Source organism: Sinorhizobium kostiense, assembly GCF_017874595.1.
Lineage (GTDB): Bacteria > Pseudomonadota > Alphaproteobacteria > Rhizobiales > Rhizobiaceae > Sinorhizobium > Sinorhizobium kostiense.
Map to the genome: position 1 here is coordinate 287,236 of NZ_JAGILA010000004.1, position 19,168 is coordinate 306,403.

Annotated in this window: 17 protein-coding genes; 7 read left to right on the forward strand and 10 right to left on the reverse strand. The window is 63.5% G+C overall.

Features of this window, described 5'->3' with window-relative positions; all coding sequences use genetic code 11:
• Positions 1–6: 6 nt before the first annotated feature.
• The 3 genes from J2Z31_RS16650 to J2Z31_RS16660 all read right to left on the reverse strand — a co-directional run bounded on the left by J2Z31_RS16650 (position 7) and on the right by J2Z31_RS16660 (position 1,967).
• Positions 7–882 carry a 50S ribosomal protein L11 methyltransferase gene (locus tag J2Z31_RS16650; protein WP_209602684.1) on the reverse strand — a complete coding sequence of 292 codons (876 nt, stop codon included), beginning with the start codon at positions 880–882 and terminating at the stop codon, positions 7–9.
• 94 nt (positions 883–976) lie between these two features.
• Positions 977–1,576: an SCO family protein gene (locus J2Z31_RS16655; RefSeq protein WP_209602685.1), complete on the reverse strand. Its 600-nt coding sequence runs from the start codon at positions 1,574–1,576 to the stop codon at positions 977–979.
• A 232-nt stretch (positions 1,577–1,808) separates the two neighbouring features.
• Entirely contained in the window at positions 1,809–1,967 is a 159-nt protein-coding gene (locus tag J2Z31_RS16660) for a hypothetical protein (protein WP_209602686.1), read from the reverse strand.
• Between the two features lie 242 nt (positions 1,968–2,209).
• Here J2Z31_RS16660 and J2Z31_RS16665 point away from each other — a divergent pair, with 242 nt between their 5' ends.
• The 4 genes from J2Z31_RS16665 (at position 2,210) to J2Z31_RS16680 (ending at position 5,914) form a co-directional block, all read left to right on the forward strand.
• Positions 2,210–4,294: a methyl-accepting chemotaxis protein gene (locus J2Z31_RS16665; RefSeq protein WP_209602687.1), complete on the forward strand. Its 2,085-nt coding sequence runs from the start codon at positions 2,210–2,212 to the stop codon at positions 4,292–4,294.
• A gap of 2 nt (positions 4,295–4,296) precedes the next feature.
• Positions 4,297–4,761 (forward strand): chemotaxis protein CheW, encoded by a 465-nt coding sequence (locus J2Z31_RS16670; RefSeq protein WP_209602688.1) that lies wholly within the window; start codon positions 4,297–4,299, stop codon positions 4,759–4,761.
• Positions 4,762–4,970: 209 nt separating this feature from the next.
• Positions 4,971–5,309 (forward strand): hypothetical protein, encoded by a 339-nt coding sequence (locus J2Z31_RS16675; RefSeq protein ID WP_209602689.1) that lies wholly within the window; start codon positions 4,971–4,973, stop codon positions 5,307–5,309.
• A gap of 302 nt (positions 5,310–5,611) precedes the next feature.
• Positions 5,612–5,914, forward strand: a complete 303-nt coding sequence (locus J2Z31_RS16680) for a hypothetical protein (protein ID WP_209602690.1) — start codon at positions 5,612–5,614, stop codon at positions 5,912–5,914.
• Between the two features lie 136 nt (positions 5,915–6,050).
• On the opposite strand, the gene J2Z31_RS16685 is transcribed toward J2Z31_RS16680, so the two are convergent.
• Positions 6,051–6,548 (reverse strand): CreA family protein, encoded by a 498-nt coding sequence (locus J2Z31_RS16685; RefSeq protein ID WP_209602691.1) that lies wholly within the window; start codon positions 6,546–6,548, stop codon positions 6,051–6,053.
• Between the two features lie 216 nt (positions 6,549–6,764).
• Positions 6,765–7,988 carry a GGDEF domain-containing protein gene (locus tag J2Z31_RS16690; RefSeq protein ID WP_209602692.1) on the reverse strand — a complete coding sequence of 408 codons (1,224 nt, stop codon included), beginning with the start codon at positions 7,986–7,988 and terminating at the stop codon, positions 6,765–6,767.
• A gap of 265 nt (positions 7,989–8,253) precedes the next feature.
• Here J2Z31_RS16690 and J2Z31_RS16695 point away from each other — a divergent pair, with 265 nt between their 5' ends.
• A complete protein-coding gene (locus J2Z31_RS16695; protein WP_209602693.1) occupies positions 8,254–8,715 on the forward strand; it encodes a GNAT family N-acetyltransferase in 462 nt (153 codons plus the stop codon).
• A gap of 105 nt (positions 8,716–8,820) precedes the next feature.
• Here J2Z31_RS16695 and J2Z31_RS16700 read toward each other — a convergent pair whose 3' ends face one another.
• The 3 genes from J2Z31_RS16700 to J2Z31_RS16710 all read right to left on the reverse strand — a co-directional run bounded on the left by J2Z31_RS16700 (position 8,821) and on the right by J2Z31_RS16710 (position 12,754).
• Entirely contained in the window at positions 8,821–11,391 is a 2,571-nt protein-coding gene (locus J2Z31_RS16700; RefSeq protein WP_209602694.1) for an ATP-dependent helicase, read from the reverse strand.
• 115 nt (positions 11,392–11,506) lie between these two features.
• Entirely contained in the window at positions 11,507–11,917 is a 411-nt protein-coding gene (locus tag J2Z31_RS16705; protein WP_209602695.1) for a carboxymuconolactone decarboxylase family protein, read from the reverse strand.
• A gap of 15 nt (positions 11,918–11,932) precedes the next feature.
• Positions 11,933–12,754, reverse strand: a complete 822-nt coding sequence (locus J2Z31_RS16710; RefSeq protein WP_209602696.1) for a cyclase family protein — start codon at positions 12,752–12,754, stop codon at positions 11,933–11,935.
• A 285-nt stretch (positions 12,755–13,039) separates the two neighbouring features.
• Here J2Z31_RS16710 and J2Z31_RS16715 point away from each other — a divergent pair, with 285 nt between their 5' ends.
• Together J2Z31_RS16715 and J2Z31_RS16720 are read left to right on the forward strand one after the other, a co-directional pair.
• The gene (locus J2Z31_RS16715) at positions 13,040–14,218 is read left to right on the forward strand and encodes an efflux RND transporter periplasmic adaptor subunit (RefSeq protein WP_209602697.1); all 1,179 of its coding nucleotides are present in this window, start codon (positions 13,040–13,042) and stop codon (positions 14,216–14,218) included.
• The gene (locus J2Z31_RS16720; protein WP_209602698.1) at positions 14,215–17,349 is read left to right on the forward strand and encodes an efflux RND transporter permease subunit; all 3,135 of its coding nucleotides are present in this window, start codon (positions 14,215–14,217) and stop codon (positions 17,347–17,349) included. The genes J2Z31_RS16715 and J2Z31_RS16720 overlap by 4 nt, the downstream gene beginning before the upstream one ends.
• A 161-nt stretch (positions 17,350–17,510) precedes the next feature.
• Here the strand turns inward: J2Z31_RS16720 and J2Z31_RS16725 are convergent, their stop codons facing one another.
• On the reverse strand, positions 17,511–18,215 hold the full coding sequence (locus J2Z31_RS16725; protein ID WP_209602699.1) for a GntR family transcriptional regulator: 705 nt from the start codon (positions 18,213–18,215) through the stop codon (positions 17,511–17,513).
• A gap of 214 nt (positions 18,216–18,429) precedes the next feature.
• The gene (locus tag J2Z31_RS16730) at positions 18,430–19,164 is read right to left on the reverse strand and encodes an aspartate/glutamate racemase family protein (protein WP_209602700.1); all 735 of its coding nucleotides are present in this window, start codon (positions 19,162–19,164) and stop codon (positions 18,430–18,432) included.
• Between the last annotated feature and the right edge of the window lie 4 nt (positions 19,165–19,168).

Sequence of the window (19,168 nt, forward strand, 5' to 3'; positions counted from 1 at the left end):
CGGCGCCTATTTCGCCAGGTGGATCGTCACCCAGCCGTTTCGCCAGATCGTGCGCTCGTGCTTGAGGCGTTGGCCGTTATAGGCGGCCAGCACTTTCCAGCGCTGTTCCGCGAGGATTCCGGAGAGGATGACCGAGCCGCCGGGCGCGAGATTGGCCACGAGCTCGGGCGCCATCTTCATCAGCGGCCGCGCCAGGATATTGGCGACGATGAGATCGAAGGGGCCGCCCGCGCTGAAGGCTGTCGAGTGGAAGCCGGGTGCGGTTGCGAAGGTGAGGCCGCTGACGACACCGTTGCGGCGCGCATTCTCGGTGGCGACGCGGGTGGCGATCGGGTCGATGTCGGTCGCCAGCACGGGCACGTGCAGGAGCTTTCTGGCTGCGATCGCCAATACGCCGCTTCCGGTGCCGAGATCGAGGACGCTGCGGATGGCGCGCGTGCGTGCGACCGAGGCGAGCATCTCCAAGCAGCCCGCAGTCGTCCCATGATGACCGGTGCCGAAGGCTTGGCCTGCGTCGATTTCAATGGCGATCTCACCGGTTTTCACCTTGTCGCGATCATGGGAGCCATGCACGACGAAGCTGCCCGCGCGAACAGGGGCAAGACCTTCGAGCGACTTGGCGATCCAATCGATCTGCGGCAGGACTTCGCGGCCGATCGCCAGATCGGTGAAATCCGCCTGAAGCGCTTCCTCGAGCCTTGCTCTGATGTCTGCTTCTTCCTCTGCCAACATGTAGACCGAGGCTTCCCAGATATCGCGCTTTTCGTCGATCTCCATGGTTGCGATCGCAAAGTCTTCCTCGCCGAAAACCCTGCTCATGACGTCGAGAACGGCTGCAGCCCGCTCCTCGGTGGTGGTGACGAAAAGGCGTATCTCGCTCAAGGCTCTTTCCTTCGCTGTGACAGCGCTTGCGGCTAACACGAAAAGGTACGAAGGCAAAGTGCGACCGGCGCCTTGCCGATCGAAATGGCCGAACTCAGCCCTTTATCAGGTTTTCGAGCTTCTTGACCGCGGTGTCCGGGTTCTCGCCGTAGGAAATGGTGCCACTGAATTGGCCCTTTTCGTCGAGCAGGAAGACCGAGGCAGTATGGTCCATCGTGTAGTCGCCATCCGGCTTCGTCTCGTCGGTCGGCACCTTCTTGTAATAGACGCGATAGCCCTTGACCATTTCCAGGACCTTCTCCGGCGGGCCGGAGATTCCGGTGATGCGCTTGGCGACGTTGGACACGTATTGGCCAAGCACCTCCGGAGTATCGCGCTCGGGATCGACCGTCACGAAATAGGCCTGGAGCCGATTACCCTCCGGATCGACCTTCTCGAGCCAACCATTGAGCTCGAACAACGTCGTCGGGCAAACCTCCGGGCAATGGGTAAAGCCGAAGAAAAGCGCGGTCGGCTTTCCGGTGAATGCCTGTTCGGTAATCGGCTGGCCGTCCTGGGCCACCAGCGTGAAGGGCACGCCGAAAGGGCCGGACGCAGCCTGCTGGCTCGATTGAGTCATGTCGTATGTGAGCCAACCGAGAACGGCCACCATCACCAGAATGGCCGCCCAAAGCACGATTCGTATGGTTTTCATCATTACCACCGGTTTGTAGCGAACCCGCCGTCACCCACAGCGCCGCCGTGTCCGGTCAGACGCGCAAAAGGCCGCTGTAGCACTTTGAATTGTTGCAGTCTTTGTCCTTGAACCGAGCTCGATCCAAGGAGACATGCGGTAGCGTGACCTCTTGATAGCGCTTCGCCAGAGCGAGCGCAAAGGCACAATTGCCGCAGCCGTTGCCGTGGAAGCGCCCGTCTCGCCCCTTTCTTCAGAAGCACCAGGACAGGCCAGCCTGAGCAAGCGAAAGGAAAATGTCGGCTCCGTGGGCGATCCAGCCCTGAAATGCGAGGAGGAAGACAAGTGCAAGCACACTCGCTCCGAGGGCGAGGAGGAGGGGCGGCACCTGCTTCTTCGTGACCATGCGCATGGACCGATCATATCATCGCCGCGCGGCAAGGAAAGGGGCGCCAGTCCTGTGATCAACGCGGCGGCTGGGGCCCGTGTTTTAGCAAACGATTAAGGTCTGTTTGCCAAACTCCGTCACTGCGGAGAAGTTCACCGCTTCCCTCTGACATGACGTCATCCGGTTTGACCGCCTCCGGCCTTCCGCATCGACCGAAACGGCGGACCATGCCCCGGCGGCAGGTCCATTCTACGGACTCTCCATCCATGAACGCAGGCTCAACCACGAAGCGCAACCTCTCGGTCAGCAAGCGACTGGCAACGCTTGCGGGCGCCGCATTGCTCGGTTTCGGCTCCGTGCTGGCGGTCGGCTGGTACCAGAACGGCCATTCGGAAGAGGCCCTCGAGAAGGCGCTCGTTGCGGAGCAGGGCATGAGAACGGCAGAGGCAGTGCGTTTTGCCGGCATCGAACTCGTTCTGATAGCGATGGATACGATCATCGACCGCGAAGAGCGCCGGATTCAGCCTGAACGCGTGGAGGGCATAAAGGCGGCGTTCGATCTCATCGACACGAACACGACCGAACTGGAAGCGCTGGCACGCATTCTCGGCAAGCCGCAGCTCCCTTCGACATTCGCGGCCGACCTTGCTGAAATACGCAAGGCCATCGATGTCGATCTGAAGCAGATGGTGGAAGCGGGCGCGCCCGCGGGCGATTTCGCTCGCATTGACGACGTGATCGACGCGGCCGGCGAGCGCATGAATGCAGTCCTATCCGAATTGACCGAAGCTGCCGCAGACCTCGCGGCTGAGCGAATTGCCGAAGCGCGTGCGGCGTCGAGGCACGCGCTCGCACTGCAGGCGATCGCCGGCTTGCTGGCGATAGGCAGCATGCTCGCATTGATCTGGGTCCATGGCGGCGTGCTTCGCCGGGGCATTCTCGGCTTGCGTGACAGCATGCAGCGCATCCAGTCGGGCGAGCTCACGACAGCCGTGCCGGCACTGGAGCGGGGCGATGAAATCGGCGAGATGGCGCGCTCGGTCGATGTTTTCCGGACAGCGGCAATCGAGAAGCTATCCCTCGAGCAGTCCGCCGTCGCCGACCGTGAGCAACTGGAGCGGGAGCGCGAACGTCGGGGAGCCGAGCGCGAAGAGGCGGTTGCCCGCATCCGGATTGCTGTCGATGCCCTCGGACGGGCGCTCAACCAACTCGCCGACGGCAATCTTGCTGTCGCCATCCGCGAACCTTTCGAAGAGGATCTCGATACGCTTCGCCGCGATTTCAACAATGCGGTCGAGCGGCTCAGTCATGCGCTTTCCATGGTGAAGGAGAATACCGTCTCGATCGAAGCCAATGGCCGGCAGATGCGCAGCGCCGCCGACGACCTGGCGCGGCGGACGGAGAGACAGGCGGCGTCATTGGAGCAGACTTCCGCGGCGCTGGAGGAAATCACTGCCACGGTGAAGACGGCGACGGAGCGTGCCGAAGAGGCAAGCCACATGGTGGGCGAGACGCGCGTGAATGCGGAGGAATCCGGCCGCATCGTCGGCGAGGCGATCGCCGCCATGGCGCGCATAGAGGGTGCTTCGAACGAGATCGGCAAGATCATCAACGTCATCGACGAGATCGCCTTCCAAACCAATCTGCTGGCGCTCAACGCCGGCGTCGAAGCGGCGCGGGCCGGTGAGGCGGGCAAGGGCTTTGCCGTCGTCGCCCAGGAGGTGCGCGAGCTTGCTCAGCGGGCTGCCGGCGCCGCAAAGGATATCAAGGCGCTGGTGACCCGCTCCGGCAACGAAGTGGGAACCGGTGTAAAGCTGGTCCAGGCGACCGGTGACGCGCTCGGTCGCATCGGTGCCAATGTCGCGCGCATCAACGAGCACATGGCTTCGATCGTCGTGGCGGCGCGCGAGCAGTCGACGGGCCTCCACGAGATCAACACGGCAGTCAGCCAGCTTGATCAGATGACGCAGCAGAACGCCGCGATGGTCGAAGAGACCAACGCCGCGAGCCACACGCTTGCGCAGGATACCGAGAAGCTAAGCGGCCTCGTAGGCCAGTTCCGCCACGGCGAGTTCCGGGAAGACCGGCTGCGGGCGACCGCTCCCGCGGCCATTTCAGCGCCGCCCGCCGTCCACTCGGGCGTGCCGAAAGCGGAAGCCCCCGCCCGGCCAATCGCGGGTGCATCCGCAAAGCCGGGGACGCCGCGCAAGCCGGCGCCCGTGCAGGCATCCACCCGTCCAGCTCCATCCCCCGCCAAGGCTCTCATGGGCAAATTGGCGGGCGCATTCGGCAACACATCGGCCTCCGCACACTCCGTTTCGGCGTCCGGTGAAAATTGGGAAGAGTTCTGACCATGAGCAACGCAATCAAGCAGTCCGGCGCCTATCTCGAAATCGTCTCCTTCCACCTGGGAGATCAGGAATTCTGTATCGACATCATGGCCATCCGTGAAATTCGCGGCTGGGCACCGGTGACGCCCATGCCGCACACACCGCCCTATGTGCTCGGTCTCATCAACCTGCGCGGCGCGGTGATCCCGGTCATCGACATGGCGTCCCGCCTCGGCATGAAGATGACCGAACCGTCGGAGCGTGCGGCGATCATCGTCACCGATATCAACGGCAAGCTCGTCGGCCTTCTCGTCGAACAGGTCTCGGACATGATGACGATCCGCGGCGAGGACCTGCAGCCGCCGCCGGAAATCATTCCTGAGGCACAGCGCGCTTTCTGCCGCGGCATAGTTGCGCTCGAGAAGTCGATGGTTTGTTTCCTCAATCTCGACACCGTCATCGCCGACGAGCTCGCACAGGCAGCGTAAGCTCTCGCGGCTCTGCCGCTTTTTGTGGCGCACGGGGGGCGGGAATTCGGTCGTGATCGCCCTCGTCGCCGGCTCGCTCTTTCGCTCGCAAGCTGTTTGCCCAATCCGCATCACAATCGCGCGAGGCGAAGCGGTCATACATCGACCTACAAGGAACGGTCGCCGTGAAAAAGGCGTTTACCCTGTCGAACGAAGATAGGAGTGATGCCATGCGAGCTATAGTGAAAACAGCATTTGCAGCGCTTGCGCTCTCCTCCGCTGTAGCCGGAGTGGCGCTTGCCGAAGGGACCATGGTGGTGCCAGTCGCGCCGAGCGCGGGCCCCTATTATATCGATGGCATGCCAGCGGGAAGCGTTTACGTCGACCCGGCTCCGACCGGCAGCGTCTACGTGGATCCCATGCCGACTGGAAGCATCTATGTCGCCCCGGCGCCGAGGCGCATCTATCTCACTCCCTCTGAATTCCGCGAGCGGCAGAGGAACGAGTATCACAGTGGCGGTGAGGGCGACTATTACCAGGGTCTTACCCCGCCGGCACCGGTGCCTTGATTGGTTGGAGGCCGATGATTTAACCCTTCGAAGGGGATCGTGTGACAAACGCGGTCCCCTTTGACGCGCCCCGCCCCCGCAATGTCGGCCAGCTGAAAGCCGCCCTGGGGAAGGGCAGCTGTCCCGTCAAGTTGAAACTCGCGCAATAGGCATCACGGTTGCAGGAGCGATCGTGACGCGTCGTGACGATCGATCGCCAACAATGCTGTTATCTTGGTAACCGCAGCAGGCGTTGGGAGGACGTATGCTGTCGATCGCGGCATCCGTCGGAGACCGGATGCGAATAGTCAGGAGTTGACGCTATGAAATCTTCGCTTAAGACGTCATTCGCCGCTTTTGTCCTCTCATCCGCACTTGCCGGAGTAGCGGCGCCGGCCCTTGCGGACAGCTATTACCAAGGCATCGATCAGAACAACCCCCCGGGCTCGCGGAGCCAGCGTCAGCGGGTTCTGCTCCCACGGATGAATGCACCGTCCAACGTCGACGTCATGCCCACCGGCAGCATCGATGGCCGCCGCGTGGTACCGGCGGACAGGCCCTATCGGGAAAGATATCAAGGAGGCGAGGGCGATTACTATCCCGGCATCGTTGCGCCGAGGCCCTAAGGACCGGGCATCGGTCCAGGATCAGGGGCGATCGCCTCGGCCTCCCTCCGCGGGTCCGACTTTCGGCAATCGCCTCTGCCTGACGAATGCTGCTCCGGCCGAGGTGTTCCCATCAAGCAGGAAGGGCCGGCCGCGGTCATTCGGGCCGCCCGTTCTCCCATGTGACCGACTGGCCAAAGAGCGGGACCGTCGAGATCGACATCTTTGCGGAGCCCTCGGTCACCTGGCGCGAATGCGCCAGGTAGATCAGTGTGTCGTGGGCCTTGTCGTAGATGCGCGTCACCAGCAGGTCCTTCCAGATCAGCGACAATCCGGAGCGAAAGACCTCTTCCCCCTCCTTCGACAGATCGATGTCGCCGATCGTAATCGGTCCCGTCTGCCTGCAGGCAATCGAATTGTTCGACGGGTCCTCGAACCAGTTGCCCTTCTTCAGCCGATCGATGACGCTGCGGTCGAAATAGGTGACGTGGCAGGTCACTCCACCGACCTTCGGATCGCGCACCGCGTCGATCTTGATATCGTTGCCGATCCAATCGACGCCGACCTCACCGACGGTTTCGGCGCGGGCAGGCAGGAAGGCCGCAGCCGCGAGGGCAAGGGCGGCCAGAAGCGATACGGGGATGTTGTGGGACATGGATAGCCTCCGGTGACGAGCACTGATCCACATAGGTCGCCGGGGCGGCGATGCCAAGACGTCGCCCTGCCGTTGCGGATTCGATGGACATTTTACAGCGCCGCGCGTCTTTTCGGACGCAGAAAGGTCGCTGCAAGTCTTTGAAACTCCGCATCCAGCTTGCCGAACATCGGGTCCCGATTTTCGGACCGATGCGCTGGTCCAATCGACGTACTTTCACGCGCTCTCGCGCAAATGCTCCTGGCCGGGGACGTCCGCCTGCCGCAATTGGGCAGCGGCGGCCGCGAGCGCCCGGGCGCTGGCGTCGATGCGGCGCTGCCTCGCGACCGAGCAGCGGTCGCGGCCCTCCGCCTTGGACTCGTAAAGCGCCATGTCCGCTCGGATCATCACGTCCACGATCGTATCGGCCGGTTCGGCAGCGGCGATGCCGATGCTCACCGTCAGGCGAATGCGTTGGTGGGCCCGTCCGGCAGGCGCCTCCCGCACGACGCGACAGATCGCTTCGGCAAGCGAAGCCGCTTCTTCCTCCGTATGATCCGGCAGGACCACACCGAATTCTTCGCCGCCGATCCGGCCGAAGGCGCCCCGTCCATCGAGAAATGACGTGACGGTCCCGGCGAAATGCGCAAGCGCCATGTCGCCGCAGGCATGACCGTAGTGGTCGTTGATCTGCTTGAAATAGTCGAGGTCCAGGAGGAGGAAGGCAGCAGGCCGATCTGTGGAGAGACAGCGCGAGAAAATTCGCTCGCCCTCCTTGATCAGCGCTCCACGCGACAGCACGCCCGTCAGCTCGTCGCGCGCGAGTGCCGAGCTGAGGTCACCGATGGTGCGGTTCTGGAGCATGAGGACGGCGGCGAGGAAGAGCGAGGGCAGGGCGATGGTCTGCATGATTGCGAGGGCGAATTCAAAGGCGATGCCCGGCGAACCCCCGGATGGCATTCCCGACAAGGGCCCGAGGGAGTGGCTGAAGCCGGCGCAGGCGATCGTCAGTGCACCCATGGCGGTAAACCGGACCGCGGGCACGCTTGCCGCCTTGCGGTCGAGCTTCGCGAGGCCGACGACCAGGAGGCCAACGGCGCCGAGCCCGGCGAAGACGACGCCGCAGGCGCCGACATGGTCGTGACCGCCGATTGCGGTGACGATCCCGGCGGTACCGCCGGCAAGCGTGAGCGCCATCAACAAGGCAGGAGGCGCCGACAGGGCGAGGAAGCGCCTGAACGCGAAGGAGATGAAGACGAAAGCCGTGATCAGCGCCGCGAAGCCGAGTACGGCTGCAAGCGGCATCCGTATCACCGCAGCAAATGCCACGAGGCCGATCCCTGCTGCTGAGAGGGCGCAGGCGGCCGAGAATTCGCGAGCGCCGGCGGTGCGTTCGAAAGACATGAGGACCGGCAGCGTCGCCAGCAGCGCGACGACGGATACGGCGGGAAGAAAGTTCATCTGCGAAACGACCTGTCGTGCTGAAAATGAATGTCGACCTGCATGTGCGGCGGATATTTGCGATCGATTCGTACCTGCCGCGTCTTAACGAAGATCGGCAAAATTCGCTGCAATTTTAGCGGCTGGCCCCGGTGACAGTGGATGCGCTGCGACAGGCGGTTCCGCTGCAAGGATGTGATCATGGGCTCGCCGCTCCATGATGGACCGCGCCTGTTCGAGGGGTTATGCTGTCGCCCCCGCAACGGTGCCTCCGGTGGGTTCGACAATGAGCGAAAACGTCTCAATCCGCCCCGTCGTCAGGAGCGACTACGATCAGTGGCTGGTGCTTTGGGAGCACTACAACGCCTCGTACGGACGCGCGGGTGAAAGGGCGCTCGCTGCCGACATAACCCTCATGACCTGGTCGCGCTTCTTCGACGCCTATGAGCCGATGTATGCGCTTGTTGCCGAAAACCACGGCCGGCTTGTCGGGTTGACGCACTACATCTTTCACCACAGCACCACGGCGATCCAGCCGAATTGCTATCTCCAGGACCTCTTCACCAGCGAGGCCGTACACGGCAGAGGAGTCGGCCAGGCCATGATCAATGGTGTCTTCGACGCCGCGCGGCGCGCCGGCACATCACGCGTCTACTGGCTGACGCATGAGTCGAACGCAAGCGCCATGCAGCTTTACGACAAGCTGGCCGAGAAGTCGGGATTGATAATGTATCAGATGGTAATTTGAGGGTGGCCCCCGCCTATCTACGCTTCGCGGTCTCGGTCCTTGCGTCAGGGCCATCAAATTCAGCCTGTTGCTGTAACAAGCACGGGGGTAAGACCCGCATAGGGATCACACCCTTTCCACAAACCCATCCAACACCCGCTTCTGCCCCGCCCGGTCAAAGTCGATCGTCAGCTTGTTGCCCTCGATCGCGGCGATGTTGCCGTTGCCGAATTTCAGGTGGAAGACGCGGTCGCCCACCTTGAAGCGGGAGGGCTCGGTGGTCGTCGACTTGGCGACGAGCTCGCCTTCGATGGTGCGGGTGCGCGGGCCGGATTCGCCATAGCCGATGCGCTCCACGGCATGGCCGGAGCGCGTGCCCCAATTGTCGCGGGTCGCATCCGAGCGGTGCTGCTGGGCGCGCTTCCAGCCGGGCGTCTGGTAGCTGTTCTCGAAGGGGTCGGCCTTGTCAAAGCGCGACTGGCCATAACCGCCGCGATTGTAGCCGCCAAAGGAGACCTCCTGCTCGGCCACTTCGACATGATCGATCGGCAGTTCGTCGAGGAAGCGCGAGGGCATGGTCGATTGCCAGAGGCCGTGGATGCGACGATTCGAGACGAACCAGATATGGCAGCGGTGCTTGGCGCGGGTGATGCCGACATAGGCGAGGCGGCGCTCTTCCTCAAGGCCCGCGCGCCCGCCTTCGTCGAGTGAACGCTGGTGGGGAAAGAGGCCTTCCTCCCAGCCCGGCAGGAAGACCGTGTCGAACTCCAGGCCCTTGGCCGAATGCAGCGTCATGATCGACACGGCATCCATGTCCTCGTTCTGCTCGGCGTCCATGACCAGCGCCACATGCTCCAGGAAGCCGCGCATCGATTCGAACGTTTCCATCGAGCGGATGAGTTCCTTGAGGTTTTCGAGGCGTCCGGGTGCTTCGGCCGACTTGTCGGCCTGCCACATCGCGGTGTAGCCGCTTTCGTCGAGGATCTTTTCGGCAAGCTCCGTATGCGGCGTCGTCTCCAGGAGCGTCTGCCAGCGGCGGAAGTCGGTGACGACGTCGAAAAGGGCCTTGCGTGCCTTGGGTTTAAGCTCGTCGGTTTCGATGATCTCGCTTGCCGCGGCGAGCATTGGAATGTCGCGGGTGCGGGCATAGTCGTGCAGGGTGCGCACCGTGCTTTCGCCAAGCCCGCGCTTCGGCGTGTTGATGATGCGCTCGAAGGCGAGGTCGTCGGCCGGCTGGCAGACGAGTCGGAAATAGGCCATGGCGTCGCGGATCTCGAGCCGCTCGTAAAAGCGCGGACCGCCGATGACACGATAGTTGAGCCCGAGGGTGACGAAGCGGTCTTCGAACTCGCGCATCTGGAACGAGGCGCGCACCAGGATCGCCATGTCGTTCAGATTGTGCTCGGCGCGCTGCAGCTGCTCGATCTCCTCGCCGATCGCGCGGGCCTCCTCCTCGGAGTCCCAGGCGGCGTGGACGTGCACCTTCTCGTCGTCCTGGTTGCTGCGATCGGTAAAGAGCGTCTTGCCGAGCCGGCCCTCGTTATGGGCGATCAGGTGCGAGGCGGCACCGAGGATGTGCTCGGTCGAGCGGTAATTGCGCTCCAGCTTGATCACCTTGGCGCCGGGGAAGTCCTTCTCAAAGCGCAGGATGTTGTCGACCTCAGCTCCGCGCCAGCCATAGATCGACTGGTCGTCGTCACCGACGCAGCAGAGGTTGACCGCGGATTGCCCCCCACCCCGGCCCTCTCCGCGTTCTGACGGGGAGATGGGGGATGGAGAGCGTGCCGCTTGTCCCTTCTCCCCGTCGGACGGGGAGAGGGTGGCCGGCAGGCCGGATGAGGGGCGATTGCGCGAACCCTGCGGCCGCTGCGCCAGGAGCCGCAGCCACATGTATTGCGCCGTATTGGTGTCCTGGTACTCGTCGACCAATATGTAGCGGAACTTGTCGTGATAGTCCTTGAGCACGTCCGGATTGGCGCGGAACATCCGGATCGGATGCAGGAGCAGGTCGCCGAAGTCGCAGGCATTGAGCGTCAGAAGCCGATTCTGATAGGCGGCATAGAGTTCGCGGCCCTTGCCGTTGGCGAAGGCGCGGGCGTCGCCCTCGGGAATCTGCGACGGATCGAGGCCCTTGTTCTTCCAGGTATCGATCATGCCGGCGAACTGCTTGGCCGGCCAGCGCTTGTCGTCGAGACCCTCCGCCTGGATCAGCTGCTTGATCAGGCGCACCACGTCGTCGGTGTCGAGAATGGTGAAATCGGACCTGAGGCCAACCAGCTCGGCGTGGCGGCGCAAGAGTTTGACGCCGATCGAGTGGAAGGTGCCGAGCCACGGCATGCCTTCGACCGCATGGCCGACGAGCACGCCGATCCTCTCCTTCATCTCGCGCGCCGCCTTGTTGGTGAAGGTCACGGCGAGGATCTGCGACGGGTAGGCGCGGCCGGTCGAAAGGATGTGGGCGATGCGGGTGGTCAGGACACGGGTCTTGCCGGTGCCGGCGCCGGCAAGCACCAATACGGGACCGTCGAGCGTCTCGACCGCCTCCGTCTGCTCCGGATTGAGGCCGGCGAGATAATCCGGGCGCTTGGACCTGTCGCGGGCCGCCATTGCGCGCGCCGCAATCCCGCCCGCAGGCGCCTGCCTGCGCGCTGCCGGCTCCTCGTCGAAGAAGGGGATATCGTCGAAACCTTTGCTCATGCGGCCCAATGTAGTGATTCGGGATCGAAAGGCCAGAAAGGATGTTCCTCTTTTATTCCGGGGTCTTCGCCTGCCTCTACAAGCCTGTGGAAACACTGGCGTTTTCGCCGGCGGATTATTGCTTGCCGTTTGCATCGAACGCGGCATCGACCGGCACTTGCAGCGCGGTTGCGAGCTGATTGGTCTTGGCGGCGAGCGAGATCACCCGCAGAAGATCCGCATGCTGCGCCTCCGTCATGCCCTTGGCCCTGGCGGAAGCCGTATGGGAATGGATGCAGTAGCCGCAACCATTGGTGACGGAGACGGCGATATAGAGCATCTCCTTGACAAGCGGGTCGAGGGCAGACGGCGTTGCCATTACCGCCTTGACCTCCGCCCAGGTGCGCTCCAGAAGATCCGGGTCGAAGGCGAGCCAGAGCCACATATTGTTGACGAAGTCGGACTTGCGGGTCGCGCGGATGTCGTCGAAAACCGCCTTGACGCGCGGATCGGCTTCGGGATCGGACGGCGGCGCTACTGTGCCCATGGTGTTTTCCTCCGATCAGACGAGCGCGAAAACGCGCGCGGGGCCGCCGGTGCCGCCGCGGTGCTTCGGGGCGCCGAGAACGAGTGTTGCGCCCTTGGCCGGCAGCTGGTCGAGATTGGCCGCGGCCTCGAGCCCCCAGCGGCCTTCGGGAAGCCAGGCATTGTGTGTGGCGAAATCCGGTGAAATGCCGTGGTCGAGCGAGAGCGTATCGACCGCGATGCCGGCGGCCTGGGTCTCCTCGATCAGGAATTTGGCCGCCTCCACGTGGAAGCCGGGGAAGTGCAGCTTGCCTTCGGCATCGGCATTTCGGAACTTGTCCGTGCCGACATGGGCGGCCCAGCCGGAGAGCATGGCAACGCAGGCGTTTTCCGGAATCTCGCCGTTGGCGGACATCCAGGCCTTGATGTCATCGGGCGTCACCTGAGCATCCGGGTCGGCCGCGGCCTTGTTGCGGATGTCGACGACACAGAGCGGCACCACGAGCTTTTCGACCGGCAGCTCGGCGACCGAGAGCCCGTCGGCCGAGAAATGCAGCGGCGCGTCGACGTGGGTACCAGTGTGCTCGTTCACGCGTAGCTCGAAAATGTTGAACTTGTGTTCGGCGAAGCTGAACTTCTGCTCGCGGAAGAACTGTTGCTGCCCGAAAAAGGTCGGGAATTCCTCGTGAAGCTCATGGGTAAGATCGGTGACGCCGGTGTGACCTGCGGCAAGCGCCGGCGGCGCGATCCCCATGCTTGCGGCGGCAATTGCCGCCGTGCCGCCCGCGGCCGCGCGGAAGAAGCCGCGTCGCGACAGCATTCGCTGTTTCACCGACTGAATGACACATGCATCGCACATTTTCCTTCTCCCCTGTTGAGCGCCGAACAGTTCCGAACTCGTCATCCGAAAAGCAGAATAGCCGAGCCGCACCTGCTGTAAATATAGCCGCCGGAGCGAGCTGGGCGTCATTTCGAGCTGTCGCTTGCGCCATCATGCGGCCACCGATTTCTGCTTTCATTACAATTGCGTAATAAGGGAGTTCCGCGATTGCCCGAAGGCACGCGAGCAACCATACTCAGGGAACTTGGACGTTCCTACCGGTGCGCGCCACGCAGTCGCGCGCTCCCCAGTTCGGAGACATGAATGCGCTTTTGGAAGCAACTCGCGGTCAGCCTCGTCGTTCTCGTCGTCGGGGGCGCCGCCTGGATACGCTTTGCCCCCGGCGCGGGCGAAACGCTCGCGGCGATCGGGGTTTCGCACCCGTTGATCGACGCGTTGTCGCGCCAGCAGGGCCCGCGCGATGGCGGCGGGCGCGGTAGCGGGCGCGGGCCGGGCGGCGGTGGAGCGGCTCTCGTGGTCGTCAAGCCCGCGGCAAGCGCAATCGTCAACAACAGGCTCAATATCATCGGCAACGGTGAGGCAATCCTTTCCGTTACGGTGACGCCGACGGCAACGGGCAATCTCACCGAAATCCTCGTAAAGTCGGGCGACCGGGTCGAGGCGGGCCAGGTGATCGCGCGGCTCGACAGCGACGATCAGGTCATTGCAGCCGAGCAGGCGCGGCTCACCCGAGACAGCGCCCGGGAAAAGGTCGAGCGCTATCGCAACCTGGGCACCGCGCGCGCCGTGACGGCGGTCGAGGTGCGCGACGCGGAGATCGCGCTGCAGACAGCCGAATTGGCGCTGAGGACCGCCGAGCTCGACCTCAAGCGGCGCGACATCGTTTCTCCGTCGAAGGGTGTCGTCGGCATCATCACGGTCAATGTCGGCGATTATGTCACCACGTCGACACCGATTGCGGTCGTCGACGACCGCTCCGAGATTCTCGTCGATTTCTGGGTGCCGGAACGCTTCGCAAGCAAGATCTTCGTTGGCCAGCCGGTGACGGCAAGCGCGATCGCGCAACCCGGCCGGCAGCTTGACGGCGTCATCCATGCGATCGACAACCGCCTCGACCAGGCGAGCCGGACACTTCGGGTACGGGCAAGAATCGAGAACCCGGACGACATGCTGCGCGCCGGAATGTCCTTCTCCGTCGCAATGGCCTTCGACGGCGACCGTTTTCCAACCGTCGATCCGCTGGCGATCCAATGGAGCGCGGAAGGCTCCTATGTCTGGCGCATCGATGGCGAGAAGAGCGAGCGCGTACCGGTCAAGATCATCCAGCGCAATCCCGACAAGGTGCTCGTCGAGGCGGAGCTCTCCGAAGGCGACCGCGTCGTGACGGAAGGCGTGCAGCGGCTGCGCGATGGCGGCACGGTGCGGGTCGCCGGCGACAAGGCGCCTGAGAGCGAGCAGAAGGTGGCGGGGGACGCGCAATGAACATCGGCTTCGGCGGTCACCACGGCACGGGAGGAGAGGGCGGAAAGACCGGCTTTACCGCGCTCTTCATCCGCCGGCCGATCTTCGCCCTCGTCGTCAACATGTTGATCGTGGTGGCGGGGCTGGCCGCCTGGAACGGTATCGAGATCCGAGAGCTGCCGCAGGTCGACCAGCCGGTGATTTCGGTGACGACGGAGTTCGAGGGGGCTTCCCCGGAAACCATCGATCGCGAGGTGACGTCGGTCATCGAAGGTGCCGTCTCCCGCGTCCAGGGGATCAAGGGTATTTCGTCGACGTCCTCCTTCGGCCGCAGCCGCGTCACGCTCGAATTCTCCGACACGACAGATATCGGCCAGGCGGCGAACGACGTGCGCGACGCGCTCGGCCGCGTTGCCAACCAGCTTCCGGACGATGCGGAAGAGCCGCGCATCGTGAAAGCGGATTCGGACAGCCAGCCGATCATGCGCCTGGCGCTGACCTCCGACACCATGACGATGGAAGACATGACGCTGCTCGTCGAGAACGAGATCAGCGACCGGCTGGCAGCGGTCGAGGGCGTCGCCGACGTCACCGTCTATGGCGACCAGGAGAAAATCTTCCGTATCGACTTGAACCAGGCCAAGCTCGCCGGGCGCGGCATCACGGTGGCCAATCTGCGCGAAGCGCTTTCGAATGCCTCCTATGACGTGCCGGCGGGGTCGCTGACGAGCTCGAGTCAGGATATTTCGGTCCGCGCGACGGCGGACCTGCAGACGCCGGAACAGTTTGAAAACCTCATCCTCGGCGAAAATGTCAGGCTCGGCGACGTGGCGACGGTGACGCTTGGCCCCGACACGGGCACCTCGGCTCTGCGCTCCAACGGGCGTCAGGGTATCGGTCTCGGCATCGTCCGCCAGGCGCAGTCGAACACGGTGGATATTTCCGAGGGCGTGCGCAAGGTGGTCGACACGATCTCTTCGGACATTCTGCCGCCCGGAACCGATCTCAAGGTGACGAGCGACGATGCGGTGTTCATCAACGGCGCGATCCACGAGGTGGAGATCGCGCTCCTGGTGGCGGTCTTTATCGTCACCCTCGTCATCTACCTGTTCCTGCTCGATTGGCGAGCAACGCTGATCCCGACGATTACAATGCCGATCGCGCTGATCGGGACGCTGGCGGCGATCTATCTCGCCGGCTTTTCGATCAACATCCTGACGCTGCTGGCGATCGTGCTTGCCACCGGTCTCGTCGTCGACGATGCGATCGTGGTGCTCGAGAATATCGTACGGCGCCGGGCGAGCGGCCTCGGACCGCGGGCCGCAGCGGTGCACGGCACGCTGGAGGTTTTCTTCGCGGTGCTGGCGACGACGGTAACGCTTGCGGCCGTGTTCGTGCCGCTCTCCTTCCTGCCGGGGCAGACGGGCGGGCTTTTCCGCGAGTTCGGTTTCGTGCTCGCCTTCGCCGTGTTGCTGTCGTCCTTCGTCTCGCTGACGCTTTGCCCGATGCTCGCCTCGCGCATGCTGACGACGGAGGCGCACGCGTATCACGGGTTAATGCGCCGCTTCGGCCAGCGCGCCTCCGATTTCTATCGGGTGACGCTCAGGGCGTGCCTCAACGCGCCGCTGATCGTCTTCGTCGTCGCAGCCTTCTTCACCGCGGCGGGCGCCACGGCGTTCCTGACGCTCAAATCCGAGCTGACGCCGAACGAGGACCGCTCGCTGGTGATGCTCCGGGTGAATTCGCCGCAGGGCGTCTCGCTCGAATATACGCAGGCACAGATGCGGCGGATCGAGGACGCGCTGCAGCCGCTGGTGAGATCCGGCGAGATCGCCAACGTGTTCTCTATTTCCGGGCAGGGCGGCTCGGCGAATAGCGGCTTCATGGTCTTGGGGCTTGCTCCCTGGGAGGACCGCGAGCGCACGCAGCAACAGGTCGTTGCCGACATCAACAAGGCGACCGCCGACATACCCTCCGTCCGCACCTTCCCCATCCAGCCGAATAGCCTCGGAATACGCGGCGCCGGCAGCGGTCTTCAGGTGGCGCTCGTCGGCAACGATTATACGAAGCTCGGCGATGCGGCGGCGAAATTGGTGCGCGCGATCGAGGACACGGGTCGTTTCGAGAACGTGCGGCTGAACTACGAGGCCAATCAGGCGCAATTATCGGTGACCATCGATCGCGAGCGCGCCTCCGATCTCGGCGTCGACATCGGCGGTCTCGCCTGGGCGCTGCAGGCGATGCTCGACGGCAGCAGCGTCGTCGATGTGTTCGTCGAGGGCGAATCCTACCCGGTCAAGCTCGTCTCCTCCACCACACCGCTCAACGACCCGACGGATCTCCAGAACATCTTCATCAAGACCGTCGATGGCCGGATCGTGCCGATCTCGACCGTAGCCAGCATCGAGGAGAAGGCGGTGGCGCCGCAGCTCGCGCGCGAAAGCCAGCTCCGTGCCGTCTCGCTTTCCGCTGGACTGAAGGAGGATCTGGCGCTCGGTGAGGCGGTGTCGATGGTCGAGGAAATGGCCGCGCCGCTGCTGCCGCCGGGCTCGCGGCTGATGCCGCTTGCGGAAGCGGCGACGCTCGACGAGAACGCCGGCGGCCTCTTCATCACCTTCGGCTTCGCAATCGTCATCATCTTCCTGGTCCTGGCGGCGCAATTCGAAAGCTTCGTCAGCGGCATCATCATCATGTCGACCGTGCCGCTCGGCCTTGCCTGCGCCGTTTTCGCAATGATCATGACCGGCAACACGCTCAACATCTACAGCCAGATCGGCCTCGTGATGCTGGTCGGCATCATGGCGAAGAACGGCATCCTGATCGTCGAGTTCGCAAATCAGCTCCGCGACCGCGGCCAGGATGTGAGGAGCGCCATCGAGAACGCCGCCAATATTCGTTTGAGGCCGGTGATGATGACCATGATCGCCACCGTCGTCGGCGCCGTGCCGCTGGTGCTGGCAAGCGGCGCAGGGGCGGAAGCGCGCTCGGCACTTGGCTGGGTCCTCGTCGGGGGGCTCGGGCTCGCCGCGGTCGTGACGCTTTATCTCACGCCCGTCGCCTATCTCGTCATCGCCCGCTTCACCCGGCCGCATGCCGATGAAGAGCGCAAACTGCACGAGGAAATGGACAAAGCGGCCGCGCTCGAGATCTGATCGGGGATCGGTTGGAAGGCAAGCGTACGCTACTGCATGTCTCCTTAAATTGACCTCGATTCAATGACGAGGGCATGCGGCAATTCAAGGTGCTACAGCAACCTTTGCGCGTCTGATAAGACGCGCGGCGCTGAAGTGATTGGTTGCGGCCGTTCAGGATATCAACGCAGGATATCGATGAGATTTTCCGGCTTCCGTTCCGCGCGGTTGAGGTCGAGCCCCGACAGCAGATCGAGCAGATGATCCTTCATCAACTGTGCCGCCTTGTCCGGATCTCCTGCCTCGATCGCATCGACCAGAGCGTGGTGCGCGTGGCTCTCACAGGTGGTATCCCGGCGCCGCCAATAGAGCGCGATTATCAGGGACGAGTGAGAAACGAGATCGCGGACGAAGCCCATCAGTACGGATTGATCGGCAATTTCGGCGATGCCGACATGGAACATCGCGGAGAGCATGATCGCTTCGCTGTCTCGCCCGGCATGCAACGCCTCATGCTCCCTTTCGAGATGGCCGCGCAGCAACAGCACGTCCTCGGGTTTCGCAACCTTGGCAGCGAGCGCCGCCACCCTCGGCTCTATCAACGCGCGGGCTTCGAAAACCTCGCGGGCTTCCTTTGTCGACGGCTGAGCGACGAAGGCGCCGCGATTGGGCTCCAGCCGGACCAGCCAGTCATGGGCGAGCGCCTGGAGGGCGGACCGGATGACAGTGCGACTAACCGAGTAGATCGAGGCCAGTTCGTCCTCGGGCAGCTTCGTCCCCGGCGACAGGCGGTGGCTGACGATCGCGTCTCTGAGCCCGTGATAGATCGGCGACCAGCGAGCGGCCGGCTTCTTGCGCTCGTTTTCAGGCCTGAGTGTGGTCAACATGTCTTATCGTTTCTAGCGAACTCGGTCTTTGCATTGCCCGCTGTTGCAGGCTCGCGGGCTGCACGTGGCGCTGAACTCTCCTACAGCACCCCCGCGTCCTTTCCGATGCAAGCTCGCTGTAGCACTTTGAAATGCCGCATGTTTTTATTCTTGAAATCGACTCCGATCCGAGCAACATGCAGTAAGCGCACCCACCGGGTCAATCCGCTCGCCGCTAGCGTGTGCGAGGAGACCAGGGCGCGTAAATTCCCGCGTATCGTTTTGGCAGCGGCACGGCATAGCCGCCGACCTTCGATGTCTTGAGGCCGAGTGCCGAGACCGTCTCTGCAAGCCTGACCGCGCAGGCGACGCCGTCGAGCACCGGGATGCCGTGTTCGATCGAGAGCGCGTGGGCGAGGTCGGCCATACCAGCGCAGCCGAGCACCACCGCTTCGGCCTTATCCTCGGCGATTGCCCGAGCGATTTCCGCGGAAATCCTGCGGTTGGCCTGTGAGCCCGGCAGTTCCAGGTCGAGCACCGGGACATCGGAGGCACGCACCCTGGCACAACGGGAGGCAAGTCCGTATCTTGTCAGATTGTGCTCTATCGCCGGCACGGAACGCGCAAGTGTTGTGACGACACTGAACTTGCCGGCAATCAGCGTTGCGAGGTGGAAGGCCGCTTCGCCGATGCCGATGACCGGCGCCTCCGTAGCGCAGCGAGCCGCATCGAGCCCGGTGTCATCGAAACACGCGATCACGAACGCATCCACCGCGGGCGCCTTCGCAATCTCCGCAATCATGCCGGGGATGGAGAAAACCTCGTCGTAATAGCCCTCGATGCTCGGCGGACCGTCAGGAGGATTGACCGCGACGATTTCCGTCGCCGGCGACGCCGCAGACTGCGCCGCCTTGCCGATCTTTTCGGTCATCGAAGCCGTCGTGTTCGGATTTATGACGAGTATACGCATGTCG

Bases quoted from the DNA above. Each gene is read 5' to 3' on its own strand.
- J2Z31_RS16655 (WP_209602685.1), bottom strand. From the start codon at position 1,576: ATGAAAACCATACGAATCGTGCTTTGGGCGGCCATTCTGGTGATGGTG.
- J2Z31_RS16660 (WP_209602686.1), bottom strand. From the start codon at position 1,967: ATGCGCATGGTCACGAAGAAGCAGGTGCCGCCCCTCCTCCTCGCCCTC.
- J2Z31_RS16665 (WP_209602687.1), top strand. From the start codon at position 2,210: ATGAACGCAGGCTCAACCACGAAGCGCAACCTCTCGGTCAGCAAGCGA.
- J2Z31_RS16670 (WP_209602688.1), top strand. From the start codon at position 4,297: ATGAGCAACGCAATCAAGCAGTCCGGCGCCTATCTCGAAATCGTCTCC.
- J2Z31_RS16675 (WP_209602689.1), top strand. From the start codon at position 4,971: ATGCGAGCTATAGTGAAAACAGCATTTGCAGCGCTTGCGCTCTCCTCC.
- J2Z31_RS16680 (WP_209602690.1), top strand. From the start codon at position 5,612: ATGAAATCTTCGCTTAAGACGTCATTCGCCGCTTTTGTCCTCTCATCC.
- J2Z31_RS16685 (WP_209602691.1), bottom strand. From the start codon at position 6,548: ATGTCCCACAACATCCCCGTATCGCTTCTGGCCGCCCTTGCCCTCGCG.
- J2Z31_RS16690 (WP_209602692.1), bottom strand. From the start codon at position 7,988: ATGAACTTTCTTCCCGCCGTATCCGTCGTCGCGCTGCTGGCGACGCTG.
- J2Z31_RS16695 (WP_209602693.1), top strand. From the start codon at position 8,254: ATGAGCGAAAACGTCTCAATCCGCCCCGTCGTCAGGAGCGACTACGAT.
- J2Z31_RS16700 (WP_209602694.1), bottom strand. From the start codon at position 11,391: ATGAGCAAAGGTTTCGACGATATCCCCTTCTTCGACGAGGAGCCGGCA.
- J2Z31_RS16705 (WP_209602695.1), bottom strand. From the start codon at position 11,917: ATGGGCACAGTAGCGCCGCCGTCCGATCCCGAAGCCGATCCGCGCGTC.
- J2Z31_RS16710 (WP_209602696.1), bottom strand. From the start codon at position 12,754: ATGTGCGATGCATGTGTCATTCAGTCGGTGAAACAGCGAATGCTGTCG.
- J2Z31_RS16715 (WP_209602697.1), top strand. From the start codon at position 13,040: ATGCGCTTTTGGAAGCAACTCGCGGTCAGCCTCGTCGTTCTCGTCGTC.
- J2Z31_RS16720 (WP_209602698.1), top strand. From the start codon at position 14,215: ATGAACATCGGCTTCGGCGGTCACCACGGCACGGGAGGAGAGGGCGGA.
- J2Z31_RS16725 (WP_209602699.1), bottom strand. From the start codon at position 18,215: ATGTTGACCACACTCAGGCCTGAAAACGAGCGCAAGAAGCCGGCCGCT.
- J2Z31_RS16730 (WP_209602700.1), bottom strand. From the start codon at position 19,164: ATGCGTATACTCGTCATAAATCCGAACACGACGGCTTCGATGACCGAA.